12 protein-coding genes are annotated in these 14,341 nt (G+C 45.1%); 7 read left to right on the top strand and 5 right to left on the bottom strand.

What is annotated here, in order from left to right; all coding sequences use genetic code 11:
- Nucleotides 1–206: 206 nt before the first annotated feature.
- Nucleotides 207–944, top strand: a complete 738-nt coding sequence (gene yjjG / locus HG547_RS08490) for a pyrimidine 5'-nucleotidase (protein ID WP_169547642.1) — start codon at nucleotides 207–209, stop codon at nucleotides 942–944.
- Nucleotides 945–1,249: 305 nt separating this feature from the next.
- Nucleotides 1,250–2,473, top strand: a complete 1,224-nt coding sequence (locus HG547_RS08485) for a site-specific integrase (protein ID WP_169547600.1) — start codon at nucleotides 1,250–1,252, stop codon at nucleotides 2,471–2,473.
- A 128-nt stretch (nucleotides 2,474–2,601) separates the two neighbouring features.
- Here the strand turns inward: HG547_RS08485 and HG547_RS08480 are convergent, their stop codons facing one another.
- Nucleotides 2,602–2,868, bottom strand: coding sequence for a type II toxin-antitoxin system HicB family antitoxin (locus HG547_RS08480; protein WP_088211932.1), 267 nt, complete (start codon nucleotides 2,866–2,868; stop codon nucleotides 2,602–2,604).
- A gap of 97 nt (nucleotides 2,869–2,965) precedes the next feature.
- Nucleotides 2,966–3,394, bottom strand: a complete 429-nt coding sequence (locus HG547_RS08475; protein WP_241406601.1) for a helix-turn-helix domain-containing protein — start codon at nucleotides 3,392–3,394, stop codon at nucleotides 2,966–2,968.
- A 145-nt stretch (nucleotides 3,395–3,539) separates the two neighbouring features.
- Here HG547_RS08475 and HG547_RS08470 point away from each other — a divergent pair, with 145 nt between their 5' ends.
- From HG547_RS08470 to HG547_RS08450, 5 genes are all read left to right on the top strand, one after another.
- On the top strand, nucleotides 3,540–3,923 hold the full coding sequence (locus tag HG547_RS08470) for a hypothetical protein (protein ID WP_169547599.1): 384 nt from the start codon (nucleotides 3,540–3,542) through the stop codon (nucleotides 3,921–3,923).
- A 552-nt stretch (nucleotides 3,924–4,475) separates the two neighbouring features.
- Complete coding sequence (locus tag HG547_RS08465) at nucleotides 4,476–6,044, top strand: type I restriction-modification system subunit M (protein ID WP_169547598.1); 1,569 nt, start codon at nucleotides 4,476–4,478, stop codon at nucleotides 6,042–6,044.
- Nucleotides 6,044–7,276, top strand: a complete 1,233-nt coding sequence (locus HG547_RS08460; protein WP_169547597.1) for a restriction endonuclease subunit S — start codon at nucleotides 6,044–6,046, stop codon at nucleotides 7,274–7,276. The genes HG547_RS08465 and HG547_RS08460 overlap by 1 nt, the downstream gene beginning before the upstream one ends.
- A gap of 23 nt (nucleotides 7,277–7,299) precedes the next feature.
- Entirely contained in the window at nucleotides 7,300–9,366 is a 2,067-nt protein-coding gene (locus tag HG547_RS08455; protein ID WP_169547596.1) for an RNA-binding domain-containing protein, read from the top strand.
- Between the two features lie 27 nt (nucleotides 9,367–9,393).
- Nucleotides 9,394–12,330, top strand: coding sequence for a type I restriction endonuclease subunit R (locus HG547_RS08450; RefSeq protein WP_169547595.1), 2,937 nt, complete (start codon nucleotides 9,394–9,396; stop codon nucleotides 12,328–12,330).
- Between the two features lie 559 nt (nucleotides 12,331–12,889).
- Here the strand turns inward: HG547_RS08450 and HG547_RS08445 are convergent.
- The 3 genes from HG547_RS08445 to HG547_RS08435 form a co-directional block, all read right to left on the bottom strand.
- Nucleotides 12,890–13,402, bottom strand: coding sequence for an inovirus-type Gp2 protein (locus HG547_RS08445; protein WP_169547594.1), 513 nt, complete (start codon nucleotides 13,400–13,402; stop codon nucleotides 12,890–12,892).
- Nucleotides 13,403–13,702: 300 nt separating this feature from the next.
- Entirely contained in the window at nucleotides 13,703–13,954 is a 252-nt protein-coding gene (locus HG547_RS08440; protein ID WP_169547593.1) for a helix-turn-helix domain-containing protein, read from the bottom strand.
- A complete protein-coding gene (locus tag HG547_RS08435) occupies nucleotides 13,951–14,190 on the bottom strand; it encodes an AlpA family phage regulatory protein (RefSeq protein WP_088211923.1) in 240 nt (79 codons plus the stop codon). The genes HG547_RS08440 and HG547_RS08435 overlap by 4 nt, the downstream gene beginning before the upstream one ends.
- Nucleotides 14,191–14,341 lie beyond the last annotated feature (151 nt).

The raw sequence follows: 14,341 nt of genomic DNA, 5'->3' as shown, positions 1-14,341 counted from the left end.
TGTTGATAATACCTCAACAGTCAGTTTTTATTATCGTGGTTATCATTGCCCTTGATGCAAGGTAGACTAATGCACTTGCAGATTGCGGGTGTTGACTGTGAAGCCTCGTTATTTTTGGATTCATCACTCATTGTTTATCGCTTATCTTGATTACTGTTCGGCAACTTGCCGCAGCAGTGCCGCAATTGCCGATGTACCATTCTCTGATGCCTCTGAACGGCATAGGAATGGAGCTTAGCTATTTTGTTAGAAAGAGAGTTCCTATGTCATTGCCATACCAATGGATTCTGTTCGATGCCGACGAAACCCTATTTTATTTCGATGCCTTAAAAGGGCTTAAGTTGATGTTTGGTGAGTTTGGGGTCGATTTTACTCAAGCGGATTTTGATGAGTATCAGTTAGTTAATAAACCGCTATGGGTTGACTATCAAGACGGTAAAATCACTGCTGCCGAATTGCAAACCACACGTTTCGAGCCTTGGGCTGCCAAACTTGCGGTAGCGCCGCAAGCGCTCAATAGTGCCTTTTTATCTGCTATGGCTGAGATTTGTGCGCCGCTGCCTGGTGCGCGCGAATTGCTATCGGCATTGCAAGGTAAGGCTAAGCTGGGGATTATTACTAATGGCTTTACTGAGTTGCAGACGGTGCGTTTACAGCGAACAGGCTTGCAGCATCATTTTGATATTTTAGTTATTTCAGAAAAAGTCGGCATTGCCAAACCCGATGTGGGTATTTTTGAGCATGCACTTGAGTTGATGGGGCGGCCAGCGCGTGAGCAAGTATTAATGGTGGGTGATAATCCCCATTCCGATATCCAAGGTGGTATCAATGCCGGTATTCATACTTGTTGGTACAACGTCCATGGCCATGCTGCGCCAGCGGGGATCACCCCACATTATCAAGTGAATTCCCATCAAGAGCTGCAACAGATACTGGGGCTTTAAGACAACATTTGGGGTACATATTGCCGTACACATAATACGAAAAGGGGCTAACCCTTGCAGGTTAACCCCTTTTCTAACAATCACTTAATCTAAAAGATTAGTTCATGCCATAGATTGCATTTTAGTGTTTTCAATGGTTTTCACATGTCTCTGTTTCACATAAGTTTTTATTAGTTATCAACAGCTAAGAGGATTTTAGTGTCTTGGTTGGTATTGATACGTATTGGTTCCTATGATGACATGAGGGTACATATGGGGGTACATGGATTTGACCCTTTTTCTGCCTTTATTGAGTGAAAAATGCCATGTTATACGAAACCAGTCTGCGCGCCTTAAACGGTAAATCTCAACCTAAACCGCTAGAGCTGTCTGATGGAAGAGGTCTTGGCGTACGAGTGTCTAAAGAAGGTAAAATCCGCTTTCAGTATCGCTATAAAATTCAAGGTCGGAATAAGCGAATGGACTTAGGCAGCTATCCTGACCTATCGCTCAGCAAGGCGCGGGATATCGCAGAGGAATGCCGCACATGGCTCGCTGAAGGGCATGATCCCAAAATTAAGCGTTCTATGGGGCGAGAAAAATCATTAGCCCCCGTTACTGTTAGGCAAGCGCTTAACTACTGGATAGATGAATACGCCCGCGAGAATCGCGTCAACGTAGCTAAGTGCCTTAAGCAGTTTGAACTTCATCTATACCCCTACATCGGTCATTTTCCATTAGAACAAACGGAAACCCGCCATTGGATTGAGTGTTTTGACCGTATCCGTAAAGGCATTAAGGGCAAGCAGAAGCCAGCCCCTGTAGCATCAGGCCAAATTCTACAAAATGCGAAACAGGCGCTGAGGTATTGCCGAGTTAGGCGGTATGCTGTGAGTCATGTGCTTGATGATTTGATCGCCAGTGACGTAGGCAAGAAACAGGGGAAAAAAGATAGGGTGTTAACCGATGTTGAGTTACACGATTTATTAAGTGCAATTCGTGAGCGGCAAGGCAGTTTATATATGCGCTATCTGTGTCAGTTTTTAATCATTTTTGGTGCCCGTACACAGGAGTTACGGCTATCAACCTTTGATGAATGGGACTTAGAACGCGGCATTTGGACAGTGCCAAAAGCCCACAGCAAAACTGATAAGATCATCATCAGACCCATACCAGCTAAAGTAAGGCCGTTGCTTGATTTACTTTATAAACGCCACGGCCATACGGGTTACCTTTTAGGGGAGCTTAAAAGTGGTGAAACGGTCAGTGCTTCTGGCAGTAAATTTCATCAAAAACTAAAGCAAAATGAATGTTGGTCATTACACGATTTGCGGCGAACCTTCGCAACCAAGCTTAACGATTTAGGCGTTGCCCCCTATGTGGTCGAACAGCTATTAGGGCATACCCTTGGTGGTGTTATGGCTATTTATAACCGCAGCCAATACTTACCAGAAAAACAAGCTGCACTCGATATGTGGTGCGATTGGTTAGATTTACTGATTAATCCCGCTGACAATGTCGTGTCTATTAACGCGAAAAGGGCGGGTTAGGCTGGCCCGATGTTATAGACGTTGTTTGGTTCCGCAACATAGCAGTCTGGTAAATCCCTTTACTGGAAGCGACAGGGTCATTAAGCATGAACTCCATGCGTTCGCGTATGTAGCGTTTACAGCGAACCTCAATAGGGCTCAATGATTACGTCAATAATCGCCCATGACCAGCCATGGTATTCAGGTGCCATTTTTAGCGCCTCTAGTTGGCTTGCCTGTGGCGGTGGTATTTGGCGTTCGGCCAAATCTTCGAGAAACATTTTAGCGGCCTCATGAGCGTTGTTAAGCGCTTCGTCTAGCGTGTCGCCAGCTGAAAAGCAGTTGGGTAAATCGGGAAAGGTAACCCCGTAGGCGTGTTCGTTGTCGCCAGTTTCGATGGCCACTGGATATAACATAGTCATTCCTTAGTGATTTAAGCTTAACAACGTAGAGTCGCCAATCATCCTATAGCTATATGACAACGAGCGGCCCTTGTTATGGGGTGTTAGCTTTTTAAATGAAAAGCGCACGGGGGACATTAAAACGCGCGGCTAACTTTTGGATATGGGTAAGGCTCAATTGCATCTTGTCATTGACTATCATGGATACAGTTGCAGCATCGCCGATTTCGTCTTGAAAATCGCTATTATTTAGGCCGTGCTGAGTCATTAAAACACGCAATACTGCTGCGCCTTTATCGGTGTTATTCACCGTATCGTTAAAATCTTTGAATTCGTCGCTTTGTGCTTCGTACTCGCTAATCCTCAAGACGAGTAAGTCGAGCAACAACCCATTAGTCTCTTGGTCGCCAATTAAATCGTCGACCAAGTTCAGAGCCGCTAAATAATCCTGTTTGCTTCGAATACCAATGATAAATGGAATTTCGGTTTCTAATTCAGCCACCAGCTGCCTTACACGCGCAATATTCATATACGTTGCCATGGATTAACCCGTCGCTAACGATTATGCGCTTTGCTTGGGGCGTTCACAAATTAAACCGAGCTAACCTATTGCGAAATAACAAAAAGGGAGCATTGTATTGATTGGCTCAGATAATTGGCACCCAAACAACGGATTGGAGGTTTAGATGACAACAGTAAGGCTGTTAGTCGATGGCGAGGTCGATGTGTTTTTGCTGGTGGCTGAGCCTCGGGGTATGCGCCGCTCTTATGAGAAGGAGATCAACGCCCCGTATGAATTCGACTCGGTCCCTCCTGAGTATATCCGCAGTCTTTCACATATTCTTGATGGATTCATGCTGTGTGGGCATATTTCCCATGAGGGCGGGGATGCGGTTATATGCTCAATACCCAAGATGATTGGGGTTTTGCAAAACATGGGTTACGAAGTTACCCCTGATGAAAATTATGATGCCATGGTTGAGGAGGCCGCTATTCCCTTGACCGATGCGCAGTTGCGCGCAATGAAAGCTGATATGCAGAAAGAGCGCGAACAAGGAATAGTGTATTAATGAGCCGAAAGCCTCGATATCGTCAGTTTGGCTGGTTGGCGTATATTTAGCTTAAGGATCCGTGCTCATTGCCTGACTGTGTTAAACCTTCACCACTAAGCTTAACGCTCTCGGTTTTACGTCTTGCATCGTAGAGCTGCTATTAGGTAATACCTTAGGGGTGTTATGGCTATCTATAGTCGCAACCCGTATTACCCGCAAAAGTCATCTCACTGAATATAGGGGCGTGGCTTAGAGCTCAACCCTGCTGAGAAAGTGCTCTTCATTAACCCCATTAAAGCAGGCTAACAATGCATCAGAGCGACGTAATCCGCACTGAGTCATCTACACCTTATTTCCATTATTGCGCGTTAATTCTGTTTTTAGCCGCATTTAAATTGATATTGATTGTTAACGTGGCAAGGAGGATTGATGTCTTCTTTATAACGTCAGGTTGTCAATACCGTTAAGCGCTTAGTATCTTTTTGATCTCGCACTGAATACGCTAAGGAGTATTGTGTATAATCGAGGCCATTATTGGTGCATAACACCCCATTTTTATACTGAGTTATCATGGTCGAACAACATCAACAAGAGCTAAAAAAGCAGCTTTGGAACATTGCTAACACCCTACGCGGCAACATGTCGGCTGACGATTTCCGTGATTACATCTTAGGGCTGATTTTCTACAAATACCTGTCTGACAAGCTTAATCGTTATGCTGACCTCCTGCTTAAGCAAGACGGTTTACATTTTGCGAAAATTGATGAAACGAGCGCCGACGGCAAAGAGCTGTTAGACGCCGTTAAAGAAGAATCCCTCGATAACCTCGGCTATTTCTTTAAGCCGTCAGAGTTGTTTCATGTGCTTGCTGAGCGCGGTGAAAACGGCCAGTTTATTCTCGATGATTTGACCAACGTGCTTAACCATATCGAGCAAAGCACCATGGGTGAAGACAGCGCCGATGACTTTAATGGCCTGTTTGATGAGCTTGACTTAACTTCAAATAAGCTCGGCAAAAACCCTGATGCGCGCAACAAGCTAATTGCGCAGGTGTTAGCGCACTTAGACAATATCGACTTTCACCTTGAACGCACTGAAATCGACATCCTTGGCGATGCCTACGAATACCTGATTGGTATGTTTGCCAGTGGCGCGGGTAAAAAGGCGGGGGAGTTTTACACCCCGCAGATGGTCTCTAAATTGCTCGCCAAGTTAGTGACCCAAAATAACCCAAACCTGAAAAGTGTATATGACCCCACCTGTGGTTCCGGCTCATTGCTGCTTAGGGTCGCTAAAGAGGCCAATAATCCCGACCTTAAATTTTATGGCCAAGAGCAAAACCCCAGTACCTATAACCTTGCGCGCATGAATATGATTATGCATGACGTGCACTACAACCGTTTTGATATTCAAAACGATGACACCTTAGAAGCGCCGCAGCATTTGGATTTGCGCTTTGATGCCGTGGTGGCTAACCCGCCGTTTTCGGCGACATGGTCCGCCAGCCCATTGCACCTGAATAACGACCGTTTTGCCGACTATGGCAAGCTTGCGCCCCAATCTAAGGCCGATTTTGCCTTTGTACTGCATATGCTCCACCAGCTGAGCGATAACGGCACCATGGCCGTGGTATTGCCCCATGGCGTGCTGTTTCGCGGCGCGGCCGAAGGCCATATCCGCCAGCACCTGATTAAAGATAAAAATTACCTCGATATGGTGATTGGCTTACCTGCCAATATCTTTTTTGGCACCTCCATCCCCACCTGCGTACTGGTGTTTAACAAGCACCGCCAAGCCGATGACAATGTGCTGTTTATCGATGCCAGCCAATACTTTGAAAAGGGCACCAATAACAACCTGATGCGCGAAGAGGATTTAGAGCGCATTTTGAACGCGGTCGCCAAGCGTGAATCCATCGCTAAATTTGCCCATGTTGCCAGCCCTGCTGAGCTTAAGGATAACGACTACAACCTTAATATCCCGCGCTATGTCGATACCTTTGAGGATGAAGACGCAGTCGATTTAGCCCAAGTGGCGAAACAGCTGGTGGCCAATGATAAATCCATGCGCGAAACCGATAAGATGATTGAAAAATTCTGTGTTGAATTAGGCATTGATAAGCCGTTTGGAGGTTTTTGATGCCTGTATCTAGCTTGCCAAGTTTAAGATTTTTCGATTTCACAGATAAGTGGTCAGAGAGCGACCTTCAAGAAGTTTCTGCAAAAAATATCTCTTATGGCATCGTTCAAACTGGAGAATACGTAGATGATGGTGTTCCTTGTATTCGTGTAATGGATTTAACTAAAGAAAAAATTAATACAAACGAATTGATCAAAACTAGTGTAGAAATTAGCCAGTCATACAAAAAGACCATTTTAGAAAAAGATGAACTGATGATCGCACTGCGTGGTGAAATCGGTCTTACTAAACTAGTTAATTCAGAACTCGAGGGCTGCAACTTGACTAGGGGAGTCGCAAGAGTATCACCCAAACTTGATATTATTGACCCTCGCTTTTTAGAGTTATATTTAAATAGTGAGAGTTCTCGTGACATATTCGATAAACGGAAAAATGGCTCAGCATTGAAAGAAATCCCTATTTCTGAGCTAAAAAAAATTCCGGTTCGTTACCCTAAGCTAAGCGAACAGCAAAAAATCGCTGACTTCCTCACTGCCGTCGATAGCAAAATTAGCCAGCTTACCGAAAAGAATCGCCTGCTTAACGAGTACAAAAAAGGCGTAATGCAACAGCTGTTTAGTCAGCGGCTGCGCTTCAAAGACGAAAACGGTAATGCGTTTCCTGAGTGGGAGGAGAGGCCGTTAAATGTATTGGCTTCTAAATGTACCGAAAAAAACAAGGGGCGGCTGGTTAAAGATGCTTTAACCAACTCAGCTAAGCACGGCATTATTGCACAACAAGATTATTTTGATAAGGATATAGCCAACGCTGATAACACGGATAATTACTACGTGGTCAACATTGACGACTTTGTTTATAACCCACGCATATCTGAATATGCTCCAGTTGGTCCTATCGGTCGTAATCATGTGAAAAAAGGTGTCATGTCCCCGTTGTACTCGGTATTTCGTTTTAAGAACAACGTGAATCTAGATTTTATTGAGTACTTTTTTAAGGGCTCTACATGGTATCGCTATATGAACTCTGTAGCTAACTTTGGTGCAAGGCATGATCGTATGAATATATCTAGCGCTGATTTAATGTCATTGCCTTGCCCTTATCCTTGCTTGGCCGAACAACAAAAAATCGCTCAATTCTTGCAATCCATAGATAACAAAATCGTGGCCGTAGCCGAGCAAATCGAGCAAACCAAGCAATTTAAAAAAGGCTTATTGCAGCAGATGTTTGTCTAGGGCGCGTTAAGGATAAAAGCGGAATGACCGAAACTAATCAACCCCAAGAAATTGATATCGCCACACTACAAGAGAGCGTTGAGCTTGAATGCAAGCTTGCCAGTGGGCGTGATGGCAAAGGTGCACTGCCCCATGATATGTGGGAAAGCTATAGCGCCTTTGCCAATACCCGTGGCGGGTTGATTTTGTTGGGGGTGAAAGAAAAAAAAGGTCAGTTCAGCGTTGAAGGTATCGCGCAGCCTGCGCCCTTACTGAAAAACCTGTGGGATATAGTCAATAATCCGCAAAAAGTCAGTGTTAACCTGCTGAGTGAGGCCAATGTGCGCTTAGCAACGCTTGAGGGCAAAACCGTGATTGCCATTCAGGTGCCGCGTGCCCCCCGTGAAAGCCGCCCCGTATTTATTAATGGCAATCCCCTTAATGGCACTTATGTGCGCCGTTATGAGACCGACCAAAAGTGCCAACAGCTTGCCATTCAGCGTATGTTGGCCGAGCAAGAGGAAGTGCGTGATAACCGGATTTTTGAACATTTCGGCTTAGAAGATGTTGATGCTGAAAGCCTGCGGGTATATCGGCAGATGTTTGTGGCGGCAAAACCGGATCATGTGTTTTTGACCTACAACGACCTTAAGTTTCTGGAGTCGATACGGGCGTGGCGCAAAGACAGGGCTACGGGTAAGCAAGGGCTCACGCTAGCGGGCATTGTGATGTTTGGTACATGGCAGGCGCTGCAAGATGCCTTGCCCTCTTACGCGTTAGATTACCGCGAACAGGATGGGCACAACGAACGCTGGGTTGACCGCATTTATACCGATGGCTCATGGTCGGGTAATGCCTTTGATTTTTATCGTAAGGTGTATCGCAAGCTGACGGCAGATCTCAAGGTGCCTTTTGGCCTTGTAGGCGATCAACGTATTGACCATACCCCCGCCCATGAGGCAATCCGCGAAGCCTTAGTCAATACTCTTGCCCATGCCGATTACACGGCTGATGGCAATATTTTGATAGAAAAACATCCGGATTTTATTGGCTTTCGTAATCAGGGTTTAATGCGTGTACCCATACAGGAAGCCATCGCAGGCGGCAATAGCCAATGCCGCAACCCCGCTATTCATCAAATGTTTTTAAACATCGGCTTAAGTGAAAAAGCGGGCTCAGGCGTACCTAACATCTACCGCAATTGTAAGCGGCAAGACTGGCAGATACCGCACCTGTATGAAAATGATGTGTTAGGCCAGACCTTGCTCGAATTGCGCATGGTGAATATTGTCTCAGAAGAGCTAATTCAGCGGCTGGTGGCACGATTTGGCGCGGGCTTTAATCAATTAAGCCAGCTTAAACGTACGATATTAATCACCGCGATGACAGAGGCGTGGTTTAACCATGAGCGTATTTGCTCGCTGACCTCTGAGCATACCCGTGAAGTGACCATTGCCTTAAGCCAGCTGGTTTCTGGCGGCTATTTAGAGTCATCTGGTCAACACAAAAGCAAGATTTATCATTTAAAAGGCATTGAGGTGCCTGCGCCTGATAATAATGCAGGCAAAAGCATTAGCTTTGTAACATCGCCCACAGACGTGCAGCTTTCGCTATTTGCGGCGGATTCGACAGTGCTCGCTACTGACGCTGAACATAGCGACACCGACAGCACTGATGAGCACGCAGTGGATATCGACAATAGAGGTCCGGACCTGACTCCGGATATCGACAATAGAAGTCCGGACCTAGCTCCGGACATGGGTAATTGTGGTCCGGACTTAGCTCCGGCTCATGAGGCCGCTTTCGATAAGCAGGCTCAACATTTATGGGCAAATTTAAAGCAAATTACCCAACCGCTCCTCGCGCAATCTGAACGCAAAAGAACCAAGGCGTCGATTGAGCAAGTGATTGTTGAACTTTGCCAAGCTGCGGAGCCGCGTTGTCTAAAGCTTGCCGACATTGCCCTTTTACTCACGATGAAGCCGGACACGCTTAGAAAAAATTATCTAAGAGAAATGGTAAAACGGCAGCAATTATATTTAGCCTACCCGACAGTGCCGAACCACCCAGAGCAGGGCTATACCACTAAAAATAATACACAACAGAACTAACACCGCTAAGGAAGGCAATACGACGCTATGGATTACCAATCAGAACAGCAACTTGAAAACAACCTAATCAAACAGCTCAGCACGCAAGGCTTTGAGGTTGTGAGCCTGCCAGATAATGCCGCGCTACTGGCGAACCTGAAAAAGCAGCTTGAGCGGGTGAATGGCATCGTGTTGTCTGATCGCGAGTTTACACAGGTGTTGGGTAAGCTTGAGGGCGGTAATATTTTTAGCAAGGCTAAGATGCTGCGCGACCAGCTGGATGTCAGCCTTGATAACGGCGATAGCTGTCATTTGACCTTGTTATTTGACACACCTGAGCTGGGGAAGCCTCATCGGAACCATTTTCAAGTCGCCCAGCAAATTACCGTTAAAGGCGTTTACCTTAATCGTTATGACGTGACGATTTTGGTTAACGGTTTGCCCTTGGTGCAAATTGAGTTGAAGCGTCGAGGGCTTGAGCTTAAGCAGGCGTTTAATCAAGTTAAGCGTTACCAAAAGCACTCCTATCATGCCAATCACGCGTTGTTTAATTATGTGCAGCTGTTTGTGATATCTAATGGGGTGAATACGCAGTATTTTGCCAATAACAGTGAGTTATCCGCTAAGCAAACTTTTGATTGGACCGATGTTAATAATCGGCGCATTGCTAAGTTGCCTGAGTTTGCGAGTGCATTTTTACAACCCGCCCACCTTACGGCCATGCTGTGTAAATACATCGTATTGAACGAGACGGAAAAGTGCTTGATGGTGCTGCGCCCCTATCAGTTTTATGCGGTTGAGGCGATTGTTAAGCAGGTGCAAGAATCGACAGAGCCCCAAGATGAACAGCGCTATCCTAATGGCTATATTTGGCATACAACGGGCTCAGGTAAGACCCTGACCTCGTTTAAAGCGGCGCAAATTATTACGTCATTAAGCGAAGTCGACAAAGTCGTGTTTGTGGTGGATCGAAAAGACCTTGATTATCAAACCGCCCTTGAGTTTAACGCCTTCTCGAAAGGCTGTGTTGATAGCACCGACAATACTAAGGTGCTGTTCCACCAGCTACTGGATAAGGCTGTGACGCCGCGTAAGGGGCAAAAGGAAAACCTCAATCGCAATACTAAGCTGGTGGTTACAACGCTGCAAAAACTCAACAATGTGGTAACGAAAAAGCGCTATCTTGATGAAATGGCCGCATTGAAACACAAGCGCATCGTGTTTATTTTTGATGAATGCCATCGCAGCCAGTTTGGCGACACCCACTTAAACATTACTCAATTCTTTAAAGCGGCTCAGCTATTTGGATTCACGGGGACGCCGATATTTACTAAAAATGCCATTGCTAAGAAATCAATCAAAAAGACGACCAAGGATTTATTTGGCGAGTGTTTGCACACCTATGTGATTGTTGATGCGATTCGCGACCAAAACGTGCTTAAGTTCGCTATCGAGTATGTCGGGCGTTACCAGTACAAAGACGGCTCGAATAATAATCTCGATATTGAAGTGGAAGACATCGACACCAAGGAGCTTTTAAGCTCGCCAGCGCGCTTAGAGAAGATTACCGATTACATTATTGCGAATCACAATCGCAAGACCCATAGCCGCGCTTACAATGCCATGCTGTGCGTGTCGGGCGTGCCTGAACTCATTCAATATTATGAATTGTTCGCTAAGAAAAAGGCTGAGGGTAAGCATAACCTTAAAGTTGCAACCATTTTTAGCTATGAGGCAAACGAAGAAGAGGAATACGAACTCGGCGGTAGCGATGTGGATGAGGTACGTGAGGTTGCCGCTAAGTATCTCAATGAAGGGCAAGCGAGCAAACTGCATAGCCGCGATAAATTAGAGGGCTTTATTGCCGACTACAATGCCATGTTTGGCTCTAGTTATAACACCTCCGACACTAAGCTGTTTTACGATTACTACAAGAACATTGCCAAACGGGTAAAGGCGAAAGAAATCGATATCTTGCTGGTGGTTAATATGTTCTTAACGGGTTTTGACGCGCCTAAGCTCAATACCTTGTATGTAGATAAAAGTCTTAAGCAGCATGGCCTTATTCAAGCATTCTCGCGCACTAATCGATTGTTAGACGAGACAAAGTCCCACGGTAATATCGTTTGCTTTAGAAACCTTAAAAAAGCCGCCGACGAGGCGTTTACGCTGTTTTCTAATAAACAGCCTAAAGAAGACATCGAGACCCCATCCTACAACGAGTTGCTTGCTGATTTTAACAGGGCCCATGCCGCGCTATTGGCAATTACGCCAACCGTGGATGATGTTGATACCTTGCCCGACGAAGACGCGCAAAAGCTGTTTGTATTGCAATTTAGAAAGTTATTACAGCTTAAAAACATGCTAAGCAACTTTGCCGATTTTGATATGGCCGAGACGGGCATGGATGAGCAAACCTTTCAAGATTTTACCAGTAAGTATGCTGACTTAAGCCGCCAGATCCGCGAGAACTCAACCAAAGAAAAAGTGTCAGTTTTAGACGATGTTGATTTTGAATTGGAGCTATTGCACCGCGATGAGGTCAATGTCGCCTATATTTTGCAGCTATTGCGCGACCTTCATGATGAGGATAGCGACGAAGGCAAAATTAAAAAACGCCAAGTTATCGCCAACCTTGTAGCGGCTGATCCAACCCTCTTGAGCAAAAAAGCATTGATCGAGAAGTTTATCAATGACCACCTAGACGGCATACCAGCGAGCGGCGACGTAGAGGAAGAATTTGAATTTTTCTGGGAAAAGGAAAAGCGTCTCGCGTTAGAAGCGCTTGCTCAAGAGCAGCAGCTCAACCAAGAGCGCCTACTCAAGCTGGTGGCGCGTTATGAGTTAAGTGATGAAATGCCGCTGCGAGAGGATTTTGCCGACGCCTTAGAGACTAAGCCGACCTTATTGCAGCGCAAGCGGGTGCTACCCATTATCACGGATAAATTTAAACGCTTTGTCGATACGTTTATGTCAGGATTTTAAACCGTAATTGTCTGGCCTCAGTTTTATGCACCTTGAATGGCGATATGAGAGCGCGTTACGTATCGCAATACACGGTTAAGCGTATCGGTGTATGCCATTGCTGCTAATGCGTTATGCTTAGTTTTGGGCCATTGATGTCGGCTTTTTTAAATATGACCTTACTGATTTAACATTTCCTAAAGTGCCGCTCTGTTATGGAGCGGATTGCACTTAGCAGAAAATACTGCGTTGTGACATGCGTTCTAACCTGCATTTTGTTCCAGACTGAAAGTCGCTTTCATTACAATCCCCATACATATGCTTTGGAATTGGCTGGCTTGAGTGATCACAAAAAAGTGATCACAGGACTATGCTACGAATTTTTTGATCAGCTTTTAGAAATTTCTAAAGCTTAATTATTTGAAAAATAGATTTTTTACCTAGGGTGTTTGATCAGGATTGTGCATTAAAAATCTAAATATTTAAAAAGCAGAACAACGGTTAACTTTATTTTAACATTATTTGTAGCAAAGTTACGATGAGTTAAATAAACGAGGGGGTAGACTGAAAGTCGGCCATTTTATCGTTTATGCTCGATGTGGCTAAAGTAATAACCTTTGGCGGTGCTTGGCTTGCCATCTTTTGAGTCATTTTTAGCTAAATAACTAAGCCTGAATAGCGCTTTTTGAAAGGATGCAAGCGAATTACGTTGAATCTCATAGTCGCAATTTTCGGGGAAATAGGCGTTGATATCTACAACTAAGGCCAAGGCGTGCTGCACAATGTCAAAGGTGGTATTAGTGCTATTGGCTTTATGGCCATTGAGTAACACAAAGCAGTGATAATGGCATTTGTCGTCAGTGCTGTTTTGTTCTCTTACCCAGCCGAAAACTACGGTCGATTGGTAATATGATTCCAGCGACTTAACAACAATGCTTCTGAGTTTACTGATTTTATGATTGTGAGGTAAGGAGTCATATAGCGAGATATCGAAACGGATCATATAAGCCTTAGAATGCCACGACAGGAAAGCGCTGAGAACACTGTATAGCTTGTTAAGCAATGGTCGATTAATCCCTGAGCGAAATGACATTACTTTCCATACGCGGCCTTCTATTACGACGTCTACCGTTGGTGTGATACTGGGCAATACCGCAGGCTTTGTATTCGGTGAAATAGTTAAAGCAGGTCTCTTAACAAAAGCTTGAGGCATAATAATATTTAATTACCTAGTGTAAAATCGTAACGGCTCAAGCTGTAAGCCTTATGGCATCCAGTTTTCAGCGTATTTATTTCGATTTATTCAATTCGACAACCCGCTAGAACAGCCCAAGTTGTCTCACTTCAACATTAAGAAAAGGGCAACGTGTTGCCCTTGTATCCTCGGCTAAAGCTATCGCTTAGCTTGACTTTCCCAGCGTAGATAATCTGATAGCCTTACCATCCATTGGTTTTGGTCTTTAAATGCTCTAGGTGCATCCTCGCCCTGTTGCAGCCAACGCCTCACTGTTTTGGTATTCCGACCTAGTCGAGCGGCGATTTGCGCGCAGGTGAGAACAGGCTCAACGGTATGAGTTAATGCGATGTACTCGCATAGTCGAATTTTCTTTGGTCGCTTGACGTTAGCCACAGTTGATTGAGTCATTGATTGCCCTCCATTTGCTTTAGCTCTACCACGGGGCAGGCGCGCACCCATGCGACTATTTCGCTGAGCTTCCAAACGTTAGTATTTGCATTTAGCTTGATGCGCTGAGGGAATTGCCCAAGTCGCTCCAATTGAAAGGCGTGCGCTCGACTTACCGATGTAATGAATCGGCGCTGTTGTTCATTGATGACAATCTCATTGGGCTCAGATTCAGGTGTAAAGAAGGATGTATTCATTCGTCTCTCCTAGGCTTCAAAGGGTTTTTGCCGCTTGCGTCGAGGAGTTTGCTTAAGATGCAACTAAAAATTAAATTTTCGGGGATTTTAGTGTTTGATTTCGAATCTGGGCGTTGAGGGCATTGTTTGCGGTTAAAAATTAATACCTATT

Source organism: Shewanella sp. DNRA4 (assembly GCF_012843185.1).
Taxonomy (GTDB): domain Bacteria; phylum Pseudomonadota; class Gammaproteobacteria; order Enterobacterales; family Shewanellaceae; genus Shewanella; species Shewanella xiamenensis.
The sequence above is the reverse complement of the archived record's forward strand: the minus strand, read 5'-3'. Positions and strand labels throughout refer to the sequence as shown.